At 64.0% G+C, this 23,833-nt stretch carries 26 protein-coding genes; 10 read left to right on the top strand and 16 right to left on the bottom strand.

The window, feature by feature from the left end; all coding sequences use genetic code 11:
- Positions 1 to 166: 166 nt before the first annotated feature.
- The 3 genes from FJ527_RS12280 to petA are packed head-to-tail and all read right to left on the bottom strand — an operon-like array spanning position 167 to position 2,945.
- Positions 167 to 1,039 carry a cytochrome c1 gene (locus FJ527_RS12280; RefSeq protein WP_140617688.1) on the bottom strand — a complete coding sequence of 291 codons (873 nt, stop codon included), beginning with the start codon at positions 1,037 to 1,039 and terminating at the stop codon, positions 167 to 169.
- A gap of 27 nt (positions 1,040 to 1,066) precedes the next feature.
- Positions 1,067 to 2,368, bottom strand: coding sequence for a cytochrome b N-terminal domain-containing protein (locus FJ527_RS12275; protein ID WP_015316074.1), 1,302 nt, complete (start codon positions 2,366 to 2,368; stop codon positions 1,067 to 1,069).
- Positions 2,369 to 2,384: 16 nt separating this feature from the next.
- Entirely contained in the window at positions 2,385 to 2,945 is a 561-nt protein-coding gene (petA, locus tag FJ527_RS12270; RefSeq protein ID WP_140617687.1) for a ubiquinol-cytochrome c reductase iron-sulfur subunit, read from the bottom strand.
- Positions 2,946 to 3,260: 315 nt separating this feature from the next.
- On the opposite strand from petA, the gene FJ527_RS12265 reads away from it, so the two are divergent.
- The gene (locus tag FJ527_RS12265; protein ID WP_140617686.1) at positions 3,261 to 3,605 is read left to right on the top strand and encodes a cupin domain-containing protein; all 345 of its coding nucleotides are present in this window, start codon (positions 3,261 to 3,263) and stop codon (positions 3,603 to 3,605) included.
- A gap of 16 nt (positions 3,606 to 3,621) precedes the next feature.
- Here the strand turns inward: FJ527_RS12265 and FJ527_RS12260 are convergent, their stop codons facing one another.
- From FJ527_RS12260 to FJ527_RS12240, 5 genes are read right to left on the bottom strand one after another with little or no spacing between them, the layout of a single operon-like run.
- Positions 3,622 to 3,933 carry a DUF6665 family protein gene (locus FJ527_RS12260; protein WP_015316071.1) on the bottom strand — a complete coding sequence of 104 codons (312 nt, stop codon included), beginning with the start codon at positions 3,931 to 3,933 and terminating at the stop codon, positions 3,622 to 3,624.
- 1 nt (position 3,934) lies between these two features.
- Positions 3,935 to 4,426: a GNAT family N-acetyltransferase gene (locus FJ527_RS12255; RefSeq protein ID WP_224592852.1), complete on the bottom strand. Its 492-nt coding sequence runs from the start codon at positions 4,424 to 4,426 to the stop codon at positions 3,935 to 3,937.
- A 4-nt stretch (positions 4,427 to 4,430) separates the two neighbouring features.
- Positions 4,431 to 6,314 carry an ABC transporter ATP-binding protein gene (locus tag FJ527_RS12250; protein WP_140713623.1) on the bottom strand — a complete coding sequence of 628 codons (1,884 nt, stop codon included), beginning with the start codon at positions 6,312 to 6,314 and terminating at the stop codon, positions 4,431 to 4,433.
- Positions 6,315 to 6,324: 10 nt separating this feature from the next.
- Positions 6,325 to 8,211, bottom strand: coding sequence for an ABC transporter ATP-binding protein (locus FJ527_RS12245; protein ID WP_140823208.1), 1,887 nt, complete (start codon positions 8,209 to 8,211; stop codon positions 6,325 to 6,327).
- 29 nt (positions 8,212 to 8,240) lie between these two features.
- Complete coding sequence (locus FJ527_RS12240) at positions 8,241 to 8,762, bottom strand: hypothetical protein (RefSeq protein WP_181166335.1); 522 nt, start codon at positions 8,760 to 8,762, stop codon at positions 8,241 to 8,243.
- Positions 8,763 to 9,044: 282 nt separating this feature from the next.
- Between FJ527_RS12240 and FJ527_RS12235 the strand changes: the two genes are divergently transcribed.
- The gene (locus FJ527_RS12235; RefSeq protein WP_140713621.1) at positions 9,045 to 9,503 is read left to right on the top strand and encodes a tRNA (cytidine(34)-2'-O)-methyltransferase; all 459 of its coding nucleotides are present in this window, start codon (positions 9,045 to 9,047) and stop codon (positions 9,501 to 9,503) included.
- A gap of 130 nt (positions 9,504 to 9,633) precedes the next feature.
- Complete coding sequence (soxR, locus tag FJ527_RS12230; protein WP_140713619.1) at positions 9,634 to 10,080, top strand: redox-sensitive transcriptional activator SoxR; 447 nt, start codon at positions 9,634 to 9,636, stop codon at positions 10,078 to 10,080.
- Here the strand turns inward: soxR and FJ527_RS12225 are convergent.
- On the bottom strand, positions 10,077 to 10,334 hold the full coding sequence (locus FJ527_RS12225) for a hypothetical protein (RefSeq protein ID WP_023770299.1): 258 nt from the start codon (positions 10,332 to 10,334) through the stop codon (positions 10,077 to 10,079). The genes soxR and FJ527_RS12225 overlap by 4 nt on opposite strands.
- A 168-nt stretch (positions 10,335 to 10,502) precedes the next feature.
- On the opposite strand from FJ527_RS12225, the gene hemF reads away from it, so the two are divergent.
- From hemF to FJ527_RS12210, 3 genes are all read left to right on the top strand, one after another.
- Entirely contained in the window at positions 10,503 to 11,417 is a 915-nt protein-coding gene (gene hemF, locus FJ527_RS12220) for an oxygen-dependent coproporphyrinogen oxidase (RefSeq protein ID WP_140823207.1), read from the top strand.
- Between the two features lie 297 nt (positions 11,418 to 11,714).
- Positions 11,715 to 11,975, top strand: a complete 261-nt coding sequence (locus FJ527_RS12215; protein ID WP_015316062.1) for a DUF1344 domain-containing protein — start codon at positions 11,715 to 11,717, stop codon at positions 11,973 to 11,975.
- Between the two features lie 187 nt (positions 11,976 to 12,162).
- Positions 12,163 to 12,348, top strand: a complete 186-nt coding sequence (locus FJ527_RS12210) for a DUF1059 domain-containing protein (protein WP_015316061.1) — start codon at positions 12,163 to 12,165, stop codon at positions 12,346 to 12,348.
- Between the two features lie 6 nt (positions 12,349 to 12,354).
- On the opposite strand, the gene FJ527_RS12205 is transcribed toward FJ527_RS12210, so the two are convergent.
- Genes FJ527_RS12205 through FJ527_RS12195 form a run of 3 tightly spaced genes read right to left on the bottom strand, consistent with a single transcriptional unit; the run spans position 12,355 to position 14,875 of the window.
- Positions 12,355 to 13,617: a CCA tRNA nucleotidyltransferase gene (locus tag FJ527_RS12205; RefSeq protein WP_015316060.1), complete on the bottom strand. Its 1,263-nt coding sequence runs from the start codon at positions 13,615 to 13,617 to the stop codon at positions 12,355 to 12,357.
- Positions 13,614 to 14,246 carry a CoA pyrophosphatase gene (locus FJ527_RS12200; protein ID WP_140823206.1) on the bottom strand — a complete coding sequence of 211 codons (633 nt, stop codon included), beginning with the start codon at positions 14,244 to 14,246 and terminating at the stop codon, positions 13,614 to 13,616. Before FJ527_RS12200 ends, FJ527_RS12205 begins: the two co-directional genes overlap by 4 nt.
- A complete protein-coding gene (locus FJ527_RS12195; RefSeq protein ID WP_140823205.1) occupies positions 14,246 to 14,875 on the bottom strand; it encodes a DUF1285 domain-containing protein in 630 nt (209 codons plus the stop codon). The genes FJ527_RS12200 and FJ527_RS12195 overlap by 1 nt, the downstream gene beginning before the upstream one ends.
- 158 nt (positions 14,876 to 15,033) lie before the next feature.
- On the opposite strand from FJ527_RS12195, the gene FJ527_RS12190 reads away from it, so the two are divergent.
- The 4 genes from FJ527_RS12190 to FJ527_RS12175 are packed head-to-tail and all read left to right on the top strand — an operon-like array spanning position 15,034 to position 21,952.
- Positions 15,034 to 16,038, top strand: coding sequence for a MoxR family ATPase (locus FJ527_RS12190; protein ID WP_023770308.1), 1,005 nt, complete (start codon positions 15,034 to 15,036; stop codon positions 16,036 to 16,038).
- The gene (locus FJ527_RS12185) at positions 16,038 to 17,003 is read left to right on the top strand and encodes a DUF58 domain-containing protein (RefSeq protein WP_140617678.1); all 966 of its coding nucleotides are present in this window, start codon (positions 16,038 to 16,040) and stop codon (positions 17,001 to 17,003) included. Before FJ527_RS12190 ends, FJ527_RS12185 begins: the two co-directional genes overlap by 1 nt.
- Positions 17,000 to 19,822, top strand: coding sequence for a DUF4159 domain-containing protein (locus FJ527_RS12180; RefSeq protein ID WP_140823204.1), 2,823 nt, complete (start codon positions 17,000 to 17,002; stop codon positions 19,820 to 19,822). The genes FJ527_RS12185 and FJ527_RS12180 overlap by 4 nt, the downstream gene beginning before the upstream one ends.
- A 57-nt stretch (positions 19,823 to 19,879) precedes the next feature.
- Positions 19,880 to 21,952, top strand: a complete 2,073-nt coding sequence (locus tag FJ527_RS12175) for a hypothetical protein (RefSeq protein ID WP_140823203.1) — start codon at positions 19,880 to 19,882, stop codon at positions 21,950 to 21,952.
- A 102-nt stretch (positions 21,953 to 22,054) separates the two neighbouring features.
- On the opposite strand, the gene clpS is transcribed toward FJ527_RS12175, so the two are convergent.
- From clpS to FJ527_RS12155, 4 genes are all read right to left on the bottom strand, one after another.
- The gene (gene clpS / locus FJ527_RS12170; protein ID WP_015316053.1) at positions 22,055 to 22,360 is read right to left on the bottom strand and encodes an ATP-dependent Clp protease adapter ClpS; all 306 of its coding nucleotides are present in this window, start codon (positions 22,358 to 22,360) and stop codon (positions 22,055 to 22,057) included.
- A gap of 129 nt (positions 22,361 to 22,489) precedes the next feature.
- Entirely contained in the window at positions 22,490 to 22,804 is a 315-nt protein-coding gene (locus FJ527_RS12165; RefSeq protein WP_140665118.1) for a hypothetical protein, read from the bottom strand.
- Between the two features lie 162 nt (positions 22,805 to 22,966).
- Positions 22,967 to 23,260: a hypothetical protein gene (locus FJ527_RS12160; protein ID WP_140617674.1), complete on the bottom strand. Its 294-nt coding sequence runs from the start codon at positions 23,258 to 23,260 to the stop codon at positions 22,967 to 22,969.
- Positions 23,261 to 23,298: 38 nt separating this feature from the next.
- Positions 23,299 to 23,598, bottom strand: a complete 300-nt coding sequence (locus FJ527_RS12155; protein ID WP_015316050.1) for a hypothetical protein — start codon at positions 23,596 to 23,598, stop codon at positions 23,299 to 23,301.
- Positions 23,599 to 23,833 lie beyond the last annotated feature (235 nt).

Here is a 23,833-nt window from a genome sequence, read left to right as displayed (position 1 = left end):
CCCCATGTTGTGCACTGAACGACCCAAGGCCTTTTGAGATTCAGATCAGGCTGAATCGAAAACGATGGTTTCCGAGAACCGGAGCGGAGCGTACTTGAAGTACGTGAGCACCGGAAGCGCAGGAAGCCATCGTTTGCAGACCGGCCTCACCTGAAGATCAACAGGCCTAGTGCGCGACGGCTTCCCACACCTTGCGCTTGGTCAGGTAGACCAGGGCGCCGAACAGAAGCAGGAACACCAGCACGCGGAAGCCCATCTTCTTGCGGTCTTCCATGTGCGGCTCGGCAGCCCATGTCAGGAAGGCAGCCACGTCGCGGGAATACTGGTCGATGGTCTGCGGCGAACCGTCGTCATAGGTGACCTGGCCGTCGGAGAGCGGCTTGGGCATCTTCAGCGACACGCCGGACATGAAGTACGGGTTGTAGTGTGTGCCTTCGGGGATGACCATGCCGGCGGGCGGCGTCTGGTCGTAGCCGGTCAAGAGCGAATGGATGTAGTCGGGACCACCGGCATCATACTGGGTGAAGATATCGAAGACGAACTGCGGGAAGCCGCGCTCGACGCCGCGCGCCTTGGCCAGCAACGACATATCCGGCGGCGCCGCGCCGCCATTGGAGGCAGCGGCGGCTTCCTCATTGGCGAACGGTGCCGGGAAATGGTCGGACGGCTTGCCGGGACGGTCGAACATGTCGCCGGCATCGTTGGGACCGTCATGGATGGTGTATTCGGCTGACAGCGTCTTGATCTGCGCGTCGCTGTAGCCGAGGTCCGAAAGCGTGCGGAACGCCACCAGGTTCATCGAATGGCAGGCCGAGCAGACTTCCTTGTAGACCTTCAGGCCGCGCTGCAACTGCGCCTTGTCATAGGTGCCGAACGGGCCGGTGAAGCTCCAGCTCATTTCCTTCGGCTCGTTGATCGGGAAATGCGTCGGTGCCGCCGCGTTGTGCGCCTCTTCGGCCGCGAACGCGCAAGTGCCTGCAACTCCGGTGCCGGCGGCCACGAGGCCGACCAGCGCAAGCGAAGTGAGAATCTTTTTCATGCCAAATCCCCTTAGATTCTCTACCGCTCAGCCCTTGGTCTCAGGTGCTGCCGTGGCGCCCGCCGGATGTCCGCTGCCACCCTTGTTCTTTTCGAGCACCGCCTCGGTGATCGAGTTCGGCAGCCTGCGGGGTGTCTCGATCAAGCCGAGCACCGGCAGCGCGATCAGGAAGAAGGCGAAGTAGAACAGCGTCGCCATCTGCGCCATGAACACATAGCTGCCTTCCGCCGGCTGCGAGCCCAGCCAGCCCAGCAGGATGGCATCGGCCACGAACAGCCAGAAAAACAGCTTGTACCAGGGCCGGTAGACCGCCGAGCGCACCTTGGAGGTGTCGAGCCACGGCACCAGGAACAGCATGACGATGGCGCCGAACATGCACAGCACGCCGCCGAGCTTGGAATTGATCGGCCCGATGTTGAACGTGATGGCGCGCAGGATTGCGTAGAACGGCAGGAAGTACCATTCCGGGACGATATGGGCCGGCGTCTTAAGCGGGTTGGCGACCGTGTAGTTGTCCGGATGGCCGAGATAGTTCGGCAGGTAGAAGACGAAGTAGGCGAAGACGAACAGGAACACGATCATGCCGAACGCGTCCTTGATGGTCGCGTAGGGCGTGAAGGCCACGGTATCTGTCTTCGACTTGACCTCGATGCCGGTCGGGTTCGACTGGCCGACGACATGCAGCGCCCAGACATGCAGAACGACGACGCCGGCAATCATGAACGGCAGCAGGTAATGCAGGGCGAAGAAGCGGTTCAGCGTCGGATTGTCGACGGCGAAGCCGCCGAGCAGGAGCTGCTGGATCCAGTCGCCAACCAGCGGAATGGCGCTGAAGAAGCCGGTGATGACAGTGGCGCCCCAGAAGCTCATCTGCCCCCATGGCAGCACATAGCCCATGAAGCCGGTCGCCATCATCAGCAGGTAGATGATGCAGCCGAGGATCCACAGCAGCTCGCGCGGCGCCTTGTAGGAGCCGTAATAAAGACCGCGGAAGATATGCAGGTAGACGGCGATGAAGAAGAACGAGGCGCCGTTGGCGTGCATGTAGCGCAGCAGCCATCCGGAATTCACGTCGCGCATGATCTTTTCGACCGAACCGAAGGCGAGATTGGTGTCGGCCGTATAGTGCATGGCCAGCACGATGCCGGTCAGGATCTGCGCCACCAGCATGATCGCCAGAATGCCGCCGAAGGTCCACATATAGTTCAGGTTGCGCGGCACCGGATAGGCGATGAAGCTGTCATAGACCATCCTGGGCAGCGGCATGCGGGCGTCGAACCAGCGTTCGATACCGGTCTTCGGCGTGTAGGTCGAGTGTCCCTCGCTCATCGAAATATCCCCTGCCTCAACCGATAAGGAGTTTGGTGTCGGAAACGAATTTGAATACCGGAATCGCCATGTTCTCCGGCGCCGGGCCTTTGCGGATGCGGCCGGCCGTGTCGTATTGCGAACCGTGGCACGGGCAGAACCAGCCGCCGAAATCGCCTTCCTGGCCGAGCGGGATGCAGCCCAGATGGGTGCAGACCTGAACCATCACCATCCAGGCCTCCTTGCCGGGCGTGGTGCGGTTGGCGTCGGTCGCCGGCGCATCGGACGGCAAATTGGCGTTGCGGGCGATCGGATCCTTGAGATCGGAGAGGCTGACGGCCTCGCCGTCCTTCATTTCCTTCTCGGTCCGGTTGCGCACCACGACCGGCTTGCCGCGCCACTTGACGATCAGCGAGCTGCCAGGCGCCAGCGAGGAGACATCGACCTCGACCGAAGCGAGCGCCAGCGTCGAGGCATCAGGGCGCATCTGGTCGATGAACGGCCAGGCCACGGCACCGGCGCCAACCACGGCGGCCATGCCGGTGGCGACGTAGAGAAAATCTCGACGATTGGGATCGTGGATGTCGGTTGCGCTCACGGGTGCCTGATCCTTTCGCCTCTTCCGCGCCGGTGGCCGAGCCTTGTTCCCCGCTCAATCACGCCAACCCGACAGCGCATGGCGAACAGGCTAGCGAATTCCTCCGGCATTTGGACTTCGGTTTATGCGTGAAGCCCGTTTTTGTCCAGACGGGTGAAGGCACAAGGGCAGATTGTCGCGGGGACAAAATCCCCCAGTGTCCGGCGGGACGGCGAATGGCTGCAAAAGGCGGCTAAACAACCGGGAAATATCAGCAAAATCCAAGGCTCCAGCTTGCCTCGACACAGGGCGCCGGTGTGATCTATCCTCCTTCGCATGGCGCACGTCATCGATCGCGAGCAATGGGCTGTTCGTTCCGACCACTGGAAGGGCGAACTGCAGTGCGGTGCCTACGGCTCAAACTCCTGCCTGATCTTCAATCACCTGCCCGACGTCGGCGGCGGCCCGCGGCTGCACGCCCATCCCTATGCGGAGATCTTCATCATCCGCCAGGGAACCGGCCTCTTCACGGTCGGTGACCAGGAAATCGAGGCTTCGGCGGGGCAGATCCTGATCGTGCCGCCCAACACGCCGCACAAATTCACCAATCTCGGTCCCGGTCCACTGGAAACGACCGACATTCACGAAAACGGCAGCTTCATCACCGAATGGCTGGAGTGATTCCTAAAAACTGATTTTACGCGGCGCCCAGCCTCACTAGAACCGCCCTGGGGATATTGTATTCGCGGATCACGGCGTCATGCTTGCGAAGGCCGCACAGTTCGCGCTGGATGAAATAGGCGTGAACGGCCACGGCAGCCTCCTTGAGCAGACGGGGGCGCAACTCATCGTCCCCGTTATCGCGCAACCGCGCCAAGGTTTCTTCCACGCGCTGGCCGGCCCGCCCGAGCGCCGCCGCCTTCTCTGCCAGGATTTCATGGCCAAGCGCGTCGAAGGCCGCGTCGGCGGCCGACGTGCCGGCAAGATGGGATGGCGGACGCAAGGACATTTCAGTTCCCTTTCCTGAACACCATGCGATGGGTGACGAATTCTTCACCCTCCACGGGCTGAAAACCAAGCCGTTCATAGAAAGCGAAGGCTTCTGGCGGCGCGCGGGTGTTCAACACGGTGAAATACTGGCGGGCTCGGTCGATCACGATCTCGACCAGCGTTCGGCCAAGGCCGGCGCGACGGTGACGCGCGCTGACGAACAGGTGGCGGACCCGGCCGTGGTCCCTGCCCTCGAAATAGGGATCGATGTTCAGCCCGCAGACACCGGCGAGTTCGGCGCCATGCCAGGCTCCGAACAGCGCCTCGCCCCGCTTCAGGAACTTGTTGCGGCCGCTTGCCCAGCCATCGCCCAGACGCACCAGCATCCAGTAGCCTTCCAGCCGGCTCTCTTCCTTCAGCGTGTCGAAGGCCGCCACGGTTGGCCGCAAACGCTTGAGCGTGTAGCCGATCTCTGGGCCGATCTCCGGACTGAGCTCTGCCGATCCACCCACGCGCCTACTCCGCCGGCCGCGTCTCTTCCAGCACGCTTTCCTCGTGATAGAGGAACCCGCCGGACTGGCGCTTCCACAGCCGGGCATAAAGCCCGTCGAGCGCCACCAGTTCGTCATGTGTGCCTTGCTCGACGATGCGGCCGCCGTCGAGCACCACCAGGCGGTCAAGTGCCGCGATCGTCGACAGCCGGTGGGCAATCGCGATCACGGTCTTGTTCTCCATCAGCCGCGTCAGATTCTCCTGGATCGCCGCCTCGATGTCGGAATCGAGCGCCGACGTCGCCTCGTCGAGGATCAGGACCGGCGCGTCCTTGAGGAAGACGCGGGCGATCGCCACGCGCTGGCGCTGGCCGCCCGACAGTTTCACGCCGCGCTCGCCGACAAAGGCTTCGTAGCCCTGGCGGTCCCTGTTGTCGCGCAAGGTCAGGATGAATTCATGGGCCTCGGCTTTTTTCGCCGCCGCGATGACCTGCGCATCGGTTGCGTCGGGCATGCCGAGCTTGATGTTGTCACGCAGCGAACGGTGGAACAGGGCCGTGTCCTGGCTGACGACGCCGATATTGGCGCGCAGCGAATCCTGCGTTACACCAGAGACGTCCTGGCCGTCGATGGTGATCTGGCCGCTTTCGAGATCGTAGAGGCGCAGGATAAGGTTCGCCAGCGTCGTCTTGCCGGCGCCCGAAGGCCCGACCAGCCCGACCTTCTCGCCCGGCTTGACGACAAGGTCGATGCCGTTCAGCACCCCAAACCCCTTGCCGTAGTGGAACTCGACATTTTTCACGTCGATGCGCCCACCCGCCACGACCAGTTCCCCGGCGTCCGGTGCATCGGTCAGGCCGAGCGGCTGCGAGATCAGCGCCTTGGAGTTCTCCAGCACGCCGAGATTCCGCAAGATGCCGTTCATCTGCATCATCAACCGGCCGAGCAGCATGTTGAGCCGCAGCACCAGGCTGAGCGTAAAGGCGACCGCCCCGACCGTGATCGAGCCCTCGACCCAGAGATAAACGGCAAAGCAGCCGATCGCCGTGATCATGATGCCCGACAGCGTCGTCAGCGCCATGCGCACGCCGGTCAAGCGGCGGGTGAAGGGCCGCAATGCGTCGAGATAGATGTCGAAGCCGTTCCTGATGTAGCGATCGTCGCCGTCGGCCGCGAACAGTTTCAGCGTCTGCACGTTGGAGTAGGAATCGACAATGCGGCCATTGATCATGGAGCCCGCCTCCGCCGTCGCTTCGGCGTGCTTGCGGATTGCCGGCAAATAGCGCTTCGCCAGAAAGCCGAAGGCGGTGATCCAGACCACCACGAGTGCCGCCAGCCTGAGGTCAAGCCCGGCGACCAGCGCCAGCGTCGTCGCCGTATAGACGACCATGAACCAGACGACCTCGATGAAACTTTCCATCAGGTCGCCCGTTGCCTGCCCGGCCTGCCAGACTTTCGTCGCGATGCGGCCGGCAAAATCGTTCTGGAAGAAGGCGTAGGACTGGCGCGAGACGTGCCGGTGCGCCTGCCAGCGCACCAGATTGTAGAAGCCGGGCGTGATCGTCTGTTCGTCGACCAGCGCCGACAAGGCGACGACCACGGTGCGGATGATCAGCACCACCGCGACCATGAACACCAGTTCGGGTCCGGCGGCGGTCCACAGCGCGTGCCAGCTCCGTTCGCCGGGCAATTGGTCGAGAATATCGACCAGCCGTCCGACGAAATAGAACAGCCCGGCCTCGACGAGCGGCGCGATGCCGCCGATGACCAGCATGGCGAAGAAGGCGAACTTCGCTTGCCCGACATAGTGCCAGAGGAAGCCCGTAACGCTGGCCGGTGGCCGAAGATTCGCCGGCTCCCTGAACGGGTAGACCCAGGTCTCGAACCAGCGGTAGACGGCTGTCATCATGCGGCGGCCATCATTCTGCGGCTTGCCCCTTTGCTATTGCGTCATTGGCGGCTTCGACTGGGACGTCATCGAGCAGGAACCCACCCGACTGGCGCTGCCAGAGCTGCGCGTAGAGCCCGCCTCTGGCGACCAGTTCCTCGTGCGAGCCCTCCTCGATGACGCGACCCTGGTCCATCACGACGAGCCTGTCCATCGCCGCGATGGTTGACAGCCGGTGCGCGATGGCGATGACGGTCTTGCCTTGCATGAGCTTGTAGAGGTTCTCCTGGATGGCGGCTTCCGCCTCGGAATCGAGCGCCGACGTCGCCTCGTCAAGGATAAGTATGGGCGCGTCCTTCAACATAACGCGAGCAATGGCGATGCGTTGCCGCTGACCGCCGGACAGTTTGACGCCGCGGTCGCCCACATAGGCGTCGAACCCCTTGCGTCCATGATGATCCGAAAGTCCTGATATGAAATCCATCGCCTCGGCTCGCCGCGCCGCCTCGAGCAGCATCTCGTCGGTGGCATCGGGCCGGCCATAGAGGATGTTCTCGCGCACCGAACGATGCAGCAGCGAGGTGTCCTGCGTGACCATCCCGATCTGGGCGCGCAGCGAATCCTGTTTCATGCCGGCGATCTCCTGGCCGTCGATCAGGATCCGGCCGCTTTCCAAGTCGTAGAAGCGCAAGAGGAGATTGACCAGCGTCGACTTGCCGGCGCCCGAGCGGCCGACAATGCCGACCTTCTCGCCCGGCTTCACCGCCAGCGACAGGTTTTCGATGACGCCCTTCTGCTTGCCGTAATGGAAGCGGATATCCTCGAAGCGGATATCGCCTTTGGAAACGATGATCTCCTTGGCATCCGGCCTGTCCTCGACAAGGCGCGGCAACGAAATCGAGGCAATGCCGTCCTGCACCGTGCCGATATTCTCGAACAGGCTCGACATTTCCCACATGATCCACTGCGACATGCCCCACATCCGGAGCACCAGGCCGATGACCACCGCGACCGCACCGATCGTCACCACTTGCCCCATCCACAGCCACAGCGAGATGGCGGTGACCGAGAACAGCAGCAGCGCGTTCAGTATGTAGAGCGAGCCGAACAGCAGTGTCACCAGCCGCATCGACCGGTAGACCGTGTCGAGGAAGCCCATCATGCCTTCCCTGGCGAAGGCGGCCTCGCGGCGTGAATGGGAAAACAGCTTGACCGTCTGGATGTTGGTGTAGCTGTCGACGACGCGACCGGTCATGGTCGAGCGCGCATTGGCCTGCTCCTCGCCGACCTTGCCCAGGCGCGGGATGAAGAAGCGCAGCAGCAGGATGTAGCCGACCATCCAGACGCCGAGCGGCGCGGCCAGCCGCCAGTCGGCCGAACCGACGATCAACAGCATGCCGAGGAAATAGACGACGACGTAGTTCAGGACGTCGATCACCTTGATGACGCATTCGCGCACGGCAAGCGCGGTCTGCATCAGCTTGGTGGCGATGCGGCCGGCGAACTCGTCCTGGTAGAAGCTCATCGATTGCTTGAGCAGGTAGCGGTGCACCTGCCAGCGGATGCGCATGGGGTAATTGCCCATCAGCGTCTGCTGGTTGAGCAGGGAATGCAGCCCGACCGTGCCGGGCAGCGCAAACAATACGATGAAGGCCATGCCGGCGAGTTTCCAGCCCTCCGTCTGCAGGAAGGTTTCGCGGTTCTGCCCCGACAGCCAGTCGACGATGCGGCCGAGGAAGCCGAACATCCACACTTCCGCGATGGCGATGGCCGCGACCAGCACCGCATCGACAAGAATATAGGGCCATGCCCCGCGCGTATAATGCAGGCAAAAGGCAACAAGCGTCTTGGGCGGCTCGACCGGTTCCGCGGCCGGGAACGGATCGAGCTTTCTTTCAAACCAGCTAAACAACAACATAGGTCACGCCTGTGAGATCTGTTTTCCGCTTACGCGGCTTGGCGGCGTACGAAGTCCTCGGACCGCATGGCATCGAGGGCCGACGCTCCGGAATCATCCGGAGCGTCGGCCCTGCTTCGCGCTATATAGGGGTTCGCCGGCTTTTCGCCGACAGCCACCTTTGTCGATCCTGACGACATGGCGCCACCAGTCCGGTTTTTCGCGCCTGGCCGGATCAGCCGGATGATCCGGCGCACCAGCGACGGACGGCTCGGATCGGGTACCGCGCGCGAGAAATCGACATCCGGCAGCATGCCGCGATGTGGACGCCGGCGTACTTCGGCATGAACCGCCGACGAATAGGTGTCACCGATCAACAGCGCCCAGGTCGGCAGCCGGTGGATATGCAGGCTCCTCGAGCCGGGTATTCTATAGGGATCGAACATCGGTCCGTCCTCCGTGTTGAAATAGAGATAAAAAGGATGATCGACGTCGTGCCGCGGGATCGGCGGCGGATCAGTCGGAACGCGTTGGGACGGGGCCATCGGCCCCTTCGGCAGCTTGAAAAACATCGCGGTTTCCTTCGAAGACCAGGGTATGGTTTCGGCGGAAATCGGTGCGGAAGTGTCTAAAAGATCAGGAGAAACGTCGTACCGAAACCGCCAGGGCGCAAATAAGCCCACAGGTGGGGCGCTGGATGTACATGGCCATCATGAATTACCCCTCCATCGGTTCGGGTTGACAATGCCGGTCATATACCCGACTTCGAAAAAAATGGCCACCCGCAGGTCCAGGAATTTCCAAAACCAGGAAGCTGCTGTGGCCGATCTGCCACTTATTAGAAGGACGCGGAAGTGAACCCTGGTCTCCGCATCGCGCTCTACCAGCCTGACATTGCCGGCAATACCGGGACAATCCTGCGCTTCGCCGCTTGCCTCGGCCTCGGCGTCGACATCATTGAGCCGGCCGGCTTTCCGCTCTCCGACAAAGCGCTCAAGCGCGCCGGCATGGACTACCTCGAAATGGCTGCCCTGACCCGGCATGTCGACTGGGACGCCTTCGAGGAGTGGCGCAAGGCCCGCGCGGATCGCATGGTGCTGCTGTCGACCAAGGCTACGATCCCCTACACCGACTTCAGCTTCACCGACCGCGACATCCTCCTGTTCGGCCGCGAATCCGCGGGGGTGCCGGATCCAGTCCATCAGGCGGCGGATGCGCGGCTGACCATCCCGATGCAGCCCGGCGCGCGCAGCATCAACGTCGCCCTTTCCGTCGCCATGGTGGCGGGCGAAGCCGTCCGGCAACTCCGATAGGGGATCGCCGGCAGCGCCGTCAGCGGTGATTTTTGCCCAGGCGCACATCCGCCTTCTCCTTTGGTTTGCACAGTCAGGCTTTCTTGGCTACAAGCTCAACTTAACTTGAGGTCAAGCGGAAAGTGCGAAAATGGCGCCGGTAACGGAATTGACGGTCGGCCAGGTGGCCGCGCGTAGCGGCGTGGCTGTGTCGGCACTGCATTTCTACGAAGCGCGCGGTCTGATCCGCAGCCATCGCACGGCAGGCAACCAGCGGCGCTACGGCCGTGACGTGCTGCGCCGGGTGGCCATAATCCGGATTGCCCAGGAGGTCGGCATCTCGCTCGCGGAAATCGGTGCCGCGCTTGAATCATTACCTGAAGGCCGCACGCCGACGCGCGAGGATTGGAATCTGCTTTCAACGGCTTGGCGCGATAGCCTCGACCAGAAAATCAGCCAGCTAAGGAAGCTGCGCGACGGCTTGACCGACTGCATTGGCTGCGGCTGCATGTCGATCGACAAATGCCCGCTTCGCAATAAGGGGGATCGGCTGGCAAGGGAGGGAACGGGCGCGAGGCGCCTGCTGGTCGAGCGCTAATCCGCGGCTGGCAGCCGCCTTATCGTGAACTCGATCAGATCGCCCGGGCGTTCGAACCAGCTTTCGATCTCGGTCCAGTAGGCCTGCTTGGGGAAGCGCTCGAACCATTCCTTGGCCTTGAGACGGGCGTCCGAGCGCGGCAGCACGAAGGTCTCGCGCAAAAAACCGTCGCGCGGCATGCGTGCGCGCTCTGCCCGGCTTTGATCGAGCCTTTTCTTCAGGCCATCCAGCGGCGGTCTTGCCGGGGTGCGCACGAAACAACTCCTTGCACCTGGCGCATGACCCCGAAATCGGAATCGGGTTTCGGAAAGGATCATGCGCGAAACCAAAGTGACTTGACCCTATCCCTTAAGAGATTAGGGATCGCGCCCGGAAAAGACGAGTCTTTTGTCGACTCACCGCCCCGCAACCGGAGACGGCACTTGGAACGACCTGAAATACCGGCGGGGCTGCCTGCCGACATCGAAGAAAAGAAGATGAAGGCCCGGCTTTGGTTCGAGGCGCTGCGCGAGCGCATCTGCGGCGCTTTCGAGCAGATCGAGCAGGATCTCGGCGGGCCGCTGGCTTCGTGGTCACCGGGCCGTTTCGAAAAGACGCCCTGGGAGCGCGATCACGGCAAGGGCGGTGGCGGCACCATGTCGATGATGCACGGCCGCGTCTTCGAGAAGGTCGGCGTCCACACTTCGACTGTTCATGGCGAGTTCTCGCCCGAGTTCAGGAAGCAGATGCCAGGCGCCGAGGAAGACCCGCGCTTCTGGGCATCGGGCATTTCACTGATCGCGCACCCCTGGAACCCCAACGTTCCGGCCGTGCATATGAACACCCGCATGGTGGTGACCTCGCGCCAGTGGTTCGGCGGCGGCGCCGACCTGACGCCGGTGCTCGACCGCCGCCGCACCCGGGATGATCCCGACACGATAGCCTTTCAGCGTGCCATGCAATTCGCTTGCGAGAAGAATGCCGCCGTCGCCGACTATCCGAAATTCAAGGCTTGGTGCGACGAGTACTTCTTCCTGCCGCACCGCAACGAGCCGCGCGGCACCGGCGGCATCTTCTTCGACTACCTGCATCCGGAAGAAGAGAAGGGCGGCTGGAATGCCAATTTCAACTTCGTCCAGGATGTCGGGCGCTCTTTTCTCGTGGTCTACGGCCACCTCGTGCGCGCCAACTTCAACGAGAACTGGACCGATGGCGACCGCGACGAACAGCTCGTTCGCCGCGGCCGCTATGTCGAATTCAACCTTCTTCACGATCGCGGCACCATCTTCGGGCTCAAGACCGGCGGCAATGTCGCCTCGATCCTGTCCAGCCTGCCGCCGGAGGTGCGCTGGCCATAAAAAAATTGTGAGCGCGATGTGAGGCCGCATTGATGTCCCATTGTTCGAATCTGGGCGCGGAATGTGACGCAATGAATATCTTTTTCGTCTAATATCCATCTGAAAAAGCTGGGTTATTTATCGCATTCGGGTCGGGAAGCGCCGGTGGTTTGCCTGAGGGCAATTCCAGGAAAATGCGGTTTTCCCTTCGGAATTGCATCGGAACAGGCGAACCGCGACTCGACGCGACCGGACGGCCCGAAGACGATGCGGATCATCTTCGTCAAAGGATGGCCGCTTTCCCAGGAGTATATCAGCATGAGAAAGATCATTGTTTCCGCTGCCGCGGCTGCCTTTCTTGCTTCCGGTTCGGTGGCGTTCGCCGCCGTCAAGCACACCACCGGAACGGTCAAGAGCTTCGATGCGACGGCCAAGAGCCTGGTTCTCGACAATGGATCGTCTTTTACGCTTCCCCAAACCTTCAAGGATCCTGGCCTGAAGGTCGGCGAGAAGGTCAGAATTTCGTGGGACATGAGCGGCAAGGACAAAGTTGCCGAGGCAGTCAAGATCGTGAAGTGACGGCCTGCCCGCCGGGCTAGCGTAAGAGGGCGGAGCAGCGCTGCTCCGCCCTTTCACCGTTGACCGCAACCAATATCACACCATCTGTGTTATGGTTCTCACCCCCGCCCATGATCGGAAAAGTCGGATCATGAGCCAAAAAAGTACCGGAGCCTCGCAGGCTCCACGGAGGAAAAGGAGAAATCCGATGAAGGAATTTCACTGCGGGTCGCTGGTTCCCGGCTGTGAGTGGCATACTCGTGCCGGCGAGGAGGCCGAAGTGATGCGCCGTGCCGTCGAGCATATGCGTGAGACACATGGCGAAACGACCATCCGCGAGACGATGATCGAGGCTATCCGCTCCCGAATTGAGAAGGTCCGCGACGCGGCATGATCCTCATCAGCCTTCAAGTGCCTCCGCGGCGCGCTTGATCAGTGCGTCGCGATCGGGCGTGAAACTCGCATCGATCCATTCCGCTTCCAGGTTCTTGAGGATCTCGCCGAGCTTCGGCCCCGGGGTTGCGCCGAGCGCGGTCAGATCGGCGCCTCGCAGCGGAAACTCGGGCCTTTTCCATTTGAGCGCAAAGGAAAGCAGGCGCGAAAAGCCGCCGGCTTCGAGCAGCGCTTCATTGTCTTCGACGGCCCGCACCCGCGCCGCGGCAAGCGAAAGCCGCAGGCGGTCGACAAATCCTTGGCGGTCGCCGCGATAGAGCCGTTTCGCCAATTCGCCCTCGGTCGTCTTCGGTTCGACGGCGGTTGCCATGGACCAATGGCGCAGGCGATCCGCCTCGGCGGTCGAGAATTTCAGCCGCTCCGCAAGCGTCTTCATGCGCGCCGCATCCGGCGGCACCATAGCCTCCAGCCGCAGCATCGGATCCACTGCCCAGCCCAGATCCTTCTCGGCTCTGGTCAATCCGTGGATCGCATCGATGCCCCATTTCTCGCTTTCCGACAGCGCGGCGGTCAAGACACCGGCCTGCCGCATCCAGAGCAGCGCCCGCGAGGGATCGGGTGCGGACAAGAGCTTTTTCAGTTCGGACCAGATGCGCTCCGCCGAGAGTTGGGCGAGGCCTTCCTTCAACCGGGCGCAGGCCTTCAGCCCCTCGGCGTCGGGCCGGCCTTCGCCATACCAGGCGAAGAAGCGGAAGAAGCGCAGGATGCGAAGATAATCCTCGCGGATGCGTGCCTCCGGATCGCCGATGAAGCGCAGCCGGCGCGCCTCGATGTCGGCGATGCCGCCGACAAGGTCGACAACGCTGCCGTCGGCCTCCGCATAAAGCGCGTTGATGGTGAAGTCGCGCCGCTCGGCGTCGAGCTTCCAGTCGCGCCCGAACGACACCTTGGCACGACGGCCATCGGTCTCGACATCGGCGCGCAAGGTGGTGATTTCATAGGGTTTACCATCGGCGACCACGGTAATGGTGCCATGCTCGATACCGGTCGGCACCGCTTTGAACCCTTCCGCCTCGGCGCGGCGGATGGTTTCCCGCGGCAGGCAAGAGGTTGCTATGTCGATGTCGGTGACAGGCTGGCCCATCAGCACGTTGCGAACGGCGCCGCCGGCGATGCGCGCCTCTTCACCGCCTTCGGTGAGCGCGCCAAGCAGGCGCTGCAGATGCTTGTCGAAGAGCCAGTCCGCCCTGCCCGCGATCGAAACACTCACGCATAGAGCCTTTCATACAGTGTGCGGATGATCCCGGCGGTGACACCCCAGATGCGCCGGTCGCCATAGGGCATGTCGTAGAAGAACCATTCGAGATCGTTCCAGATGCGGCTGTCGCGCTTGTGGTTGGCCGCGTCCATCAGGAAGCGCAGCGGCACTTCGAAGGCGGCGTCGACCTCATCGGTGTTCAGGGTCAGCTGGAAATGTGGCCGCACGATGCCAAGCACCGGTGCGATGCGATAGCCGCTGCCGGCGACGTAATCGGGCATCCGGCCGATGATCTCGATGCGATCCTGGCCAAGGCCGATCTCCTCGAAGGTCTCGCGCAGTGCCGCCGCCTCCGGGCTTGCGTCGGTCGCATCGATCGTGCCGCCCGGGAAAGCCACTTGCCCGGAGTGATTGCGGAGTTTTTCGGCCCGTTTGGTCAGCAGAACCGTCGCCTCGCCGTCATGGTCGACCACCGGGATCAGCACCGCGGCGTTGCGCAGCGGCTTGCCAGGGTTAAGGCGCGGATGGCCGGGATTGAAGCGGTGATCGCCATAGTCGCCGCCGGCATGCGCCTCCGGCTGCGCGGCAAAGCGCGCGCGAAAATCCGCCGACGAAAACGGCGCCGGAGAGACCTGGTCCATCATTCGCTCAACCGCTTCAACTGATCGGCCGGCATGATCGGAAACACGGCGTTCTTGGAGCGCACCGAAAACATCGTCCTGCCGTCGATTTCGATCTCCTCGCCATGCCCGACCAGTTCGTACATGACCGGCCGCGCCACAAGCGCCTCCAGCCTGCCGCGCACCAGCAGATACGGCTTCAAACCGCCGGTCCCGTTCTCGTCGACGAAGCGCAGCGGCCGCTCCGGTCCGGCCTCGATCACGTCGCCGACATTGGTGCGGAAGGTGATGACCTGATCCTCGCCTTCGCCCGAAACATCCATCTCGACGGCGACGAAAGGCGCATCGGCGACGCGGATGCCGACTTTTTCCACCGGCGTCACCAGATAGGTCCTGCCGTCGGCGTCCTTGCGCAGCACAGAGGAGAAAAGCTGCACCAGCGGCATGCGGCCGATCGGCGTGCCCAGGTAGAACCAGGTGCCGTCGGCCTTGATTTCCATGTCGAGATCGCCGCAAAAGTCGGGATTCCAGCGCTCGACCGGCGCCGCGCCCTTGCCTGCGCGGGCCGCGCGCGAGATCAGCGCCTCGAGGCCCCGAGCCTCGGTGGCCTGCGTAAGGCTTTGTTGGCGATGTTCGTGGTGTTCGCTCATCGTCACGAAATAGTCACTGTTGTTCCGCTTGTCAGCCTAAGTCTGTGATTTAAGTTCAACCATAGGCGCTCCGCGAGGCCGAATCGCGGCAGTCTATGGTATGGTGCGGGCCAGCATTTCCAAACCATGGCATTTCCAACCAAAGGGATCGATGCGGCATGAGCGTGATGGTCAAGGAAAGCCCGATCAGCGAAACGGACATGGTCGCCGAGGCCGAGAAGGCACTTGCCGACATCTCCAGGATCCGTGACGGGGTTGGCCGGGTGATCTTCGGCCAGGAGAACGTCGTCGAGCGTACGCTGGTGGCGCTGCTTGCCGGCGGCCATGCGCTTCTGGTCGGTGTGCCGGGCCTCGCCAAGACCAAGCTGGTGGAGACGCTGGGCGTCGTGCTGGGGCTCGATTCGCGCCGCATCCAGTTCACGCCCGACCTGATGCCGTCCGACATCCTCGGCTCCGAGGTCATGGAGCAGGACGAGACCGGCAAGCGCTCGTTCCGCTTCATTTCCGGGCCGATCTTCGCCCAGCTGCTGATGGCCGACGAGATCAACCGCGCCTCGCCGCGCACGCAGTCGGCGCTGCTGCAGGCGATGCAGGAATATCATGTCACCATTGCCGGCGCGCGCTACGACCTGCCTTCCCCCTTCCATGTGCTGGCGACGCAGAACCCGCTGGAGCAGGAAGGCACCTATCCGCTGCCCGAAGCCCAGCTCGACCGCTTCCTGATGCAGGTCGATATCCTCTACCCCGAAATCGAGGCCGAGCGCCGCATCCTGTTGGAAACCACCGGCGTCGAGGACGCGAAAGCCCAGAACGTGCTGCAGCCGGCGCGGCTGAAGGAGATCCAGACACTGATCCGCCGCATGCCGGTACCCGAAAGCGTCGTCGAGGCGATCCTTACCCTGGTGCGCTCGGCGCGTCCGGGCCAGGGCAATGCCGACACAGACAAGCATGTCGCCTGGGGCCCGGGCCCGCGCGCCAGCCAGGCGCTGATGCTGTGCACCAGGGCCCGCGCGCTCTACGACGGACGCCTGGCGCCCTCGGTCGACGATGTCAGGGCGCTGGCCGAGCCGGTGCTGCAGCATCGCATGGCGCTGACCTTCGCCGCCCGCGCGGAGGGCACCAGCGTGCGCGACGTGGTGGCGAAACTTGTGAAAGGCATTTGATGGCGCGTATCGGCGAAGTCCAGGCCCCGGCAGCGACGCGCGATGCGCTCGCCCGAGGCCGGTTGCGGGCTTCGCTGGTTCCCGACCTGCTGGTCGAGGCACGCCGTATCGTCAACACCGTGATCGCCGGCTGGCATGGCCGCCGCAAGCGCGGCATCGGCGAGAATTTCTGGCAGTTCCGGCCCTATGTCGAAGGCGACGCCTCGCGCATCGACTGGCGCCGCTCGGCCCGCGACGACCACACCTATGTGCGCGACCGTGAATGGGAAGCCGCCCACACCGTCTGGCTGTGGGCCGACCCCTCGCCGTCCATGCTCTACAAATCGACGGGAGCCGGCGTTTCCAAGCAATCGCGCGCCCTGGTGCTGACCTTGGCCATGGCCGAGCTTTTGTCACGCAGCGGCGAACGCATCGCCTGGCCTGATCTGACCGATCCATTCACCGCTCGCAACGGCGCCGAGCGCATCGCCGCCCAGCTCATGCATGCCGGCGAACTGCCGGCAAAACCCGATCTCTCCAACATCAGGCGCTTCTGCGACATCGTCATCGCCAGCGATTTCCTCGACCCCGTCGAGGAAACCATGGCCTGGCTCGACGTGCTCGCCCGCCATGGCGTGCGCGCCCATCTGATCGAGGTTGCCGACCCGGCCGAGGAAACCTTCCCCTATGCCGGCCGCACCGAGTTCACCGATCCCGAGACCGGCGACAAGCTGACCGCCGGCCGCGCCGAGATGCTGGCCGATGAATACCGCCTGCTCTACACCGCTCGCCGCCAGGAGCTGGCCGGCTGGTGCAAGCGGCTTGGCTGGAGCTTTACCGTCAACCACACCGACCGGCTCGCGTCCGACGCGCTGGTGCGCCTGCACATGGCGATGACCGCCGATGGCGGGCATGCCGGTATCATTGCCGGCGATCAGCCCAGGCTGATCGCCAAGGGCGATCAGCCTGGAAAGGCGGTCGCATGAGCTGGCTGCCGCTCTCCTTCGGTGCCCCCATGGTGCTGTGGGGCCTGCTGGCGCTACCGGTGATCTGGTGGCTGCTCAGGCTCACCCCGCCCAAGCCACAGACCGAGGTGTTCCCGCCGCTGAAGATCCTGGCCCGTGTGCTCAAGCGTGAGGAAACCCCACAGCGCAGCCCCTGGTGGCTGACGCTGCTCAGGCTTCTGATGGCTGCCCTCGTCGTCGCGGCATTGGCCGAACCGGTGTTCAACCCGCGCGAAAAGCTGCCGGCCGAGGGTGCCGCGCTTGCCCTGGTCATCGACAATGATTGGGCGAGTGCCGCCGACTGGAACAAGCGTGTCGCCACCGCCGAGCGGCTGATCAAGGACGCCGGCTCGAATGGCGTGCCTGTTATCATCGCCTTCACCGCCGAAAAGCCCAATGCGGAGATGGGCCCCTTCGATGCCGCCGCCGCGCTCGACCGGCTGCGCGCCGCCAAGCCGCGGCCGATCCCCACCGACCGGCCCGCCGTCTATGCCCGCGTCGCCGGCATGCTGGAAACCTTGCCAGGCGCCAGCGTCGCCGTGCTGGCCGATGGCCTGGCGGCAAAGGGCGACGAGGCCGCCTTCAACACGCTGTTGTCGAAAAATGCCGCCCGAATCGCCTGGGCGGTGGCCGACCGGCTGTCGCTGACTGGCCTGACATCAGCCGAAAACCAGGTTGATGGCTTTGGTTTGACCGCCATCCGCGCGCCCGGCGATCCCGCCCCGGCGCAGGTCACCGCCGGCGCATTCGACGACAAGGGCCGCCGCATCGCCGATGCGACCCTGACCTTCGCGCCGGGCGAAGCCACGGCCACCGGCACCATGGCGGTGCCGTTCGAATTGCGCAACGATTTCGCCTCGATCGCGCTCGATGGCGAACGGCATGCAGGTGCCGTGCGTGTGCTCGACGAAAGCTCCAAACGCCGCCGCGTCGGGCTGTTGTCGCAGGCCGAGGCCGACCAGGCGCAGCCGCTTCTGTCGCCGCTCTACTATATCAGGCGCGCGCTGCAGCCTTTCGCCGATCTGGTCGAGCCCTCCAGCGCCGATCTCGCCGACGCCATCCCGCAGATCCTCGACCAGAAGCCGGCGATGATCGTCATGGCCGATATCGGCACCATTCCCGCACAGGTCCGGCAAAGACTGGTCGACTGGGTCGACAATGGCGGCACGCTCGTGCGTTTCGCCGGCTCGCGGCTGGCCGCCGCCGGCAATGACGACGATTTGCTGCCGGTCCGCCTGCGCACCGGCGAGCGTTCGCTCGGCGGCGCGCTGTCATGGACCTCGCCGCAGCCGGTCACCGAATTTCCCAAGGCCGGCCCGTTCGCCGACCTGGCGCCGCCGACCGAGGTCACGGTGACCAGGCAGGTGCTGGCCGAACCGACACCCGACATCGTCGAGCGCACCTGGGCGGCTCTTGCCGACGGCACGCCGCTGGTGACCGGGCTGAAGAAGGGCAAGGGCACGCTGGTGCTGTTCCATGTCACCCCCGAGGCGACGTGGTCGAACCTGCCGATCTCGGGCAGTTTCGTGGAGATGCTGCGCCGCATCGTGCAATTGTCGCGCAACCAGGGCGCGGCGATCGCCAATGCCGAAGCCGCAGCCACGTCGCTGGCGCCCTATCGGATGATCGCGGCCGACGGCTCGCTGGTGCCGCCGACACCGGATGCACGGCCGCTGGTGCCGGGCGCAGGACCACTGCCGGTCACCTTCGAGAACCCGCCTGGCCTCTACGGCTCGGAAACCGGCGTCTTCGCCCACAATCTGCTCGACGCCTCAAGCACCTTCGCCCCGCTGGCGCGCCCGCAAGTGACGGTCCCGGTCACCACCGTCCAGTACGCCTTCGATGAGTCGCGCAACCTGAAGGGCGCGCTGGTCGCGGCGGCTCTGTTGCTGATGCTGCTCGACACGCTGGCTGTGTTGTGGATGGGCGGCCTGTTTTCGCGCCGGCCGCGCCGGGCCGGGGCGGCCGCGACCACAGCCGCCGTGCTGATCGCGCTTGGCGTACTGTTCGGCCATGCCGATGTCGCGCGCGCCGACGACGCCAAGCCGGGCGACCAGGTTGCTATCGAGGCGATTTCGAAAACCCGCATCGCCTATGTGCTGACAGGCGTCCCGGGTGTCGATTCGATCAGCCGCGCCGGGCTCGAGGGTCTGACCCGCTTCCTGATCGAGAAGACCGCCTTGGAGCCGGGGGCGCCGGCCGGCGTCGATATCTCGAAGGACGAACTGTCGTTCTATCCCCTGATCTACTGGCCGATCGATCCGGCGGCACCGATGCCGAGCCAGGCCGCGATCGCCCGGATCGACGCCTATATGCAGCAGGGCGGCACCGTGCTGTTCGACACGCGCGACCAGTTCGCCAACGGTATCGGTGCCGATTCCACCAGCCCGGCGACCGAGCGGCTGCGCGACATCCTCGGCAACTTGAACGTGCCGCCACTGGAGCCGGTGCCGTCGGACCATGTGCTGACCAAATCCTTCTTCATCCTGCCCGAGTTTCCCGGCCGCTTCGCCGGCAGCCCGCTCTGGGTCGAGGCATCGCTCGATGCCAGCAATGCCGACAACCGGCCGGTGCGCACCGGCGACGGCGTATCGCCGATCATGATCACCGCCAATGATTTCGCCGGCGCCTGGGCGGTTGACGAGAATGGCGATCCGCTGCTGCCGACCGTACCGAACGATCCGATGCAGCGGGTCTACGCGCTGCGCGCCGGCGTCAACATCATGATGTACATGCTGACCGGCAACTACAAATCCGACCAGGTGCATGTTCCCATCCTGCTCGAACGGCTGGGGCAGTAGGATGATTTCTTACTCCCCACGGCGGGTCAACTCTCTCCACAACGGGGAGGATGAGGCATGAACTGGTCGATCTCCTTCGAACCGCTTCTATCCTGGCCGCTTCTGGCCCTGGTGCTGGTACCGTTGGCGCTGCTGGCGCTCGTCGGCCTGTGGTTTCGCCAGCGCGGCGCGGTCCTGCGCCTGGTCGCCCTGCTGGCGCTCGCCGCCGCCCTCTTCAACCCCGTATTCCTCAACGAGGAGCGCGAGCCGCTGAAAAGCGTCGTCGCGCTGGTCGTCGACCGCAGCCAGAGCCAGGACATTGGCGACCGTACCAGGCAGACCGACGAGGCCGTGGCCGGGTTGCAGCAGCGTCTTGGCCGCTTCAAGCAGTTCGACGTCCGTGTCGTCGAGGCCGGCAAATCCGACGCCGCCGAGGAGCGCACGGAAACGCGGCTGTTCGGAGCGCTGGAAGGCGCCTTCCGCGACGTGCCGCCCTCGCGCATCGGCGGCGCCATCATGGTCACCGACGGCGAGGTGCATGACACGCCGTCGGGCACGCCCGAGTTCAACGCCCCGCTGCATGCCCTGATCACCGGCAACGACCATGAGAAGGACCGCCGTATACGTTTCGAGAACGCGCCGCGTTTCGGCCTCGTCGGCAAGCCGCTCGACATGAGCTATCGCGTCATCTCGACCGAAAACGAGACCGGACCGGTCGATGTGCGCGTCTCGGTCAATGGCGAGCAGGTTTCGGTCGAGCATGCCACGGTCGGCCAGGCCATGGCGCTGCAGGTGACCATCCCGGGCGCTGGCCGCAACATCATCGAACTTGCCATCGACCGTGAGTCGGGCGAACTGACCGACACCAACAACCGCGCCATCGCGCTGGTCGACGGCATCCGCGAGAACCTGCGCGTTCTGCTCGTTTCGGGCGAACCGCATGCGGGCGAGCGCACCTGGCGCAATCTGTTGAAATCCGACGCCTCGGTCGATCTCGTCCATTTCACAATCCTGCGGCCGCCGGAAAAGCAGGACGGCACGCCGATCAACGAATTGTCGCTGATTGCCTTCCCGACCCGCGAGCTGTTCGTCGAGAAGATCAAGGATTTCGACCTCATCATCTTCGACCGCTACCAGCACCGCGACGTGCTGCCGATCCTCTATTACGATTACATCTCCGAATATGTCGAAAAGGGCGGCGCGCTGCTGATCGCCGCCGGTCCCGAATATGCCGGCGAGGCTTCGATCGCACGCACGCCGCTGATGTCGGCGCTGCCGGCCATGCCGACCGGCGAGGTCGTCGACAAGGCCTTTTATCCCCGCCTCACCGAACTCGGTCAGCGTCACCCGGTGACGCGCGGCCTCGACGGTTCGGCCACCGAGCCGCCGCACTGGAGCCGCTGGTTCCGCACCATCGGCGTGCAGAACCCGCAGGGTGAAGTGGTGATGAAGGGCGCCGACAACCGGCCGCTGCTGCTGCTCGACCGCAAGGGCGAAGGCCGCGTCGGCATGCTTCTGTCCGACCAGGGCTGGCTGTGGGCGCGCGGCTTCGAGGGCGGCGGCCCGCATGTCCAGCTCTACCGGCGCATCGCCCACTGGCTGATGAAGGAGCCCGAGCTCGAGGAAGAGCGGCTGACCGCCGAGGGACGCGGCATGGTGCTGGAGATCCGCCGCCAGACCATGGCCGACGATCCCGGCCCGGCGCAGATCATCACCCCCTCCGGCAAGACGCTCGCCGTCAAGCTCGACAAGTCCGAGCCCGGCGTCTTCCTCGGCAGCGTCCAGACCAGCGAGATCGGCCTCTTCCAGGTCGCCAATGGCGATCTCACCGCGCTTGCCCATGTCGGACCGGTCAACGCTCCGGAATTCGCCGACGTCGTCTCCACGCAGGAGCGGCTGAAGGCGCCGGCGGAAGCCACCGGCGGCAGCGTGCGCCGGTTGGCGTCTGCCGCGGGCAGCGACGTGACGCTGCCTTCCATCGTGCCGGTGCGCTCGGCCGGCGAGGCGTCGGGCAGCGACTGGATCGGCCTGCGCACCACCGACGACAGTGTGCTCAAGGCCGTGTCGCGCGTGCCGCTGTTCGGCGGCTTCCTTGGCCTGGGCCTGTTGCTCCTGGCGATGGGTTCGATGTGGTACCGCGAGGGACGATAGAGCGGTGCGCTCCTACTTTCTCCCCGTGTAGTGACGCGGAGAGCGACGCTATCGCGAGTGGTTTCGCCAATCGTCGAAACCAAGGCTATGACGAGCCCCTCCTCACTCCTCCGGTTCCGTCGTGAACAGCAGTGGGTAGCCCTTGGCCTTGCCGGCGTCGGTCGCCCGCGTCGCCTTGGTCTCGGCGACATCCCTGGTGAAGACCGCGACCACGCAGACGCCACGCTGGTGCGCGGTGATCATGACCCGGTGCGCCTGGTCCTCCGAGAGCTTGAACTCGCCCTTCAGCACCGTGACCACGAATTCGCGCGGCGTGAAATCGTCATTGACGAGGATGACCTTGTAGAGCTTCGGCCGCTCTGTCTGCGGCTTGACCTTGGTGCGCGGTTTTGTGGTGATTTCAGGCATTCGAACCGACTGTTTTCGCGATCAGCTTAAGTCCGCATTTTGCCGCGGGCGGCAGTGATCGTCCATTTACAGACCGTCGGCGGGCGGGCCCGGTCCTCCGGGATCATGTGGGGAATTGTCGGTCGCGGTTCAACGGCCCTGACGGCCGAAGACGCGGCGCGTTGGGTCGGCATCCGCCCGGCGTTCCAGCCACGCCGCGATCGGCCATCCGGCAACACAGATCAGCGTCACGCCGGCGAGCACGATCAAAAGCCATGCCTGCACCGGCGTGATGTAATCCCAGTTGCTGGAAATCGCCGGTGCGAACAGCGAAGGCTCGGTGCGCCCGCTTGCAGGGTCCGGCACGGGGCTGGCGGTGAGCAGAATCAGCACCCTGGCGACGCCGGTGGCAACAAGGCCGCCGATCACCATGGAGCGAAAAATGGACGAAAGCCGCTTCTTCATGCGGATTGTCCTACAGGGCCGGCATTGCAAACGGGTTAAGCACGATCGAGATGCGTGGCTGGAAGCCGCCGGCGTTCAGCTCATCGACCATGCCCTTGGCAGAAGGCCGCCCCAGCCGGTTTGCGGCTGGGGCGGCCTTGCTAGAACTAACCTCGAAGCTGATCAGGGCTTCTTGGGAGCAGCCTTCGCAGGAGCCGCCTTCGCGGGAGCCGCCATCGCGGGGGCCTTCTTGACCGGGCACTTGTGCTTCTTGGTCACCTTGCAAACGGTCTTCTTGGCGACCTTCTTCGGAGCAGCCTTGGCCGGAGCAGTGGTCGTCGCGGCGGCAGCCGGAGCGGTGGTCGTGGTGGCAGCGGCCGGGGCAGCGGTCGTGGTCGCGGCAGCGTTGCCGAGAACGGGCATCGAGAAGGCGAGAGCGACGGCGAGACCAAGGGCGGACAGGAGGGATTTTTTCATGGCTTCGTTTTCCTTTTTTGTGCGGGTCGTTTTGAGTGTCACTGGACCGGGTCGTTCGGTGTCACTCCAAGCAGCTTCAAAGCATTGGCGAGCATCCGGATGCCCTGCGCCTGTTTCTTGGCGGCGCAGTACCGGTTGCCCTTTCTCTGAAGTGCCTTTGCCGCGGTGACCTGCGTTGCCGTGGCATGGGTTTCGAGGGCTTCATCAAATTGGTGGCTGAGATTGGCGCACCGTTCGCTCCGGGTCAGCGGCGCCTTTGCGTCTGATTGGTCGACAGCGGCAGTGAGCAGGCCAAGGCCCAGCAAAACTCCCAACAAACTGATCGACAATCTTGGCATCGGTTTATCCGTGAACCCGGAGACTAGCGTCGCAGCCGATGACCTGACCGCCACGGCACCGTTATGCCGGCCTACCTTTTCAGGAGTTTTTCCCGATTGTAGAATTTTGTTTCTGAATTGTGTCTGGCCAGGCCACGCCAAGCTGGCCGTTGCTTCATGTGGAGACGGCGGAATTCATTTTTCCTTGAAAAGCAAGGCACTGGCCAACATACGGCCCGAATTCTATCGTGTGGCT

Origin of the sequence: Mesorhizobium sp. B2-4-18 (genome assembly GCF_006441385.1) — a bacterium.
GTDB lineage: Bacteria > Pseudomonadota > Alphaproteobacteria > Rhizobiales > Rhizobiaceae > Mesorhizobium > Mesorhizobium australicum.
This window is presented reverse-complemented; position numbering and strand designations above follow the sequence as displayed.

Bases quoted from the DNA above. Each gene is read 5' to 3' on its own strand.
- FJ527_RS12280 (WP_140617688.1), bottom strand. From the start codon at position 1,039: ATGAAAAAGATTCTCACTTCGCTTGCGCTGGTCGGCCTCGTGGCCGCC.
- FJ527_RS12275 (WP_015316074.1), bottom strand. From the start codon at position 2,368: ATGAGCGAGGGACACTCGACCTACACGCCGAAGACCGGTATCGAACGC.
- FJ527_RS12265 (WP_140617686.1), top strand. From the start codon at position 3,261: ATGGCGCACGTCATCGATCGCGAGCAATGGGCTGTTCGTTCCGACCAC.
- FJ527_RS12260 (WP_015316071.1), bottom strand. From the start codon at position 3,933: ATGTCCTTGCGTCCGCCATCCCATCTTGCCGGCACGTCGGCCGCCGAC.
- FJ527_RS12250 (WP_140713623.1), bottom strand. From the start codon at position 6,314: ATGATGACAGCCGTCTACCGCTGGTTCGAGACCTGGGTCTACCCGTTC.
- FJ527_RS12245 (WP_140823208.1), bottom strand. From the start codon at position 8,211: ATGTTGTTGTTTAGCTGGTTTGAAAGAAAGCTCGATCCGTTCCCGGCC.
- FJ527_RS12240 (WP_181166335.1), bottom strand. From the start codon at position 8,762: ATGTTTTTCAAGCTGCCGAAGGGGCCGATGGCCCCGTCCCAACGCGTT.
- soxR (WP_140713619.1), top strand. From the start codon at position 9,634: ATGGCGCCGGTAACGGAATTGACGGTCGGCCAGGTGGCCGCGCGTAGC.
- FJ527_RS12215 (WP_015316062.1), top strand. From the start codon at position 11,715: ATGAGAAAGATCATTGTTTCCGCTGCCGCGGCTGCCTTTCTTGCTTCC.
- FJ527_RS12210 (WP_015316061.1), top strand. From the start codon at position 12,163: ATGAAGGAATTTCACTGCGGGTCGCTGGTTCCCGGCTGTGAGTGGCAT.
- FJ527_RS12200 (WP_140823206.1), bottom strand. From the start codon at position 14,246: ATGGACCAGGTCTCTCCGGCGCCGTTTTCGTCGGCGGATTTTCGCGCG.
- FJ527_RS12195 (WP_140823205.1), bottom strand. From the start codon at position 14,875: ATGAGCGAACACCACGAACATCGCCAACAAAGCCTTACGCAGGCCACC.
- FJ527_RS12190 (WP_023770308.1), top strand. From the start codon at position 15,034: ATGAGCGTGATGGTCAAGGAAAGCCCGATCAGCGAAACGGACATGGTC.
- FJ527_RS12185 (WP_140617678.1), top strand. From the start codon at position 16,038: ATGGCGCGTATCGGCGAAGTCCAGGCCCCGGCAGCGACGCGCGATGCG.
- FJ527_RS12180 (WP_140823204.1), top strand. From the start codon at position 17,000: ATGAGCTGGCTGCCGCTCTCCTTCGGTGCCCCCATGGTGCTGTGGGGC.
- FJ527_RS12175 (WP_140823203.1), top strand. From the start codon at position 19,880: ATGAACTGGTCGATCTCCTTCGAACCGCTTCTATCCTGGCCGCTTCTG.
- clpS (WP_015316053.1), bottom strand. From the start codon at position 22,360: ATGCCTGAAATCACCACAAAACCGCGCACCAAGGTCAAGCCGCAGACA.
- FJ527_RS12165 (WP_140665118.1), bottom strand. From the start codon at position 22,804: ATGAAGAAGCGGCTTTCGTCCATTTTTCGCTCCATGGTGATCGGCGGC.
- FJ527_RS12160 (WP_140617674.1), bottom strand. From the start codon at position 23,260: ATGAAAAAATCCCTCCTGTCCGCCCTTGGTCTCGCCGTCGCTCTCGCC.
- FJ527_RS12155 (WP_015316050.1), bottom strand. From the start codon at position 23,598: ATGCCAAGATTGTCGATCAGTTTGTTGGGAGTTTTGCTGGGCCTTGGC.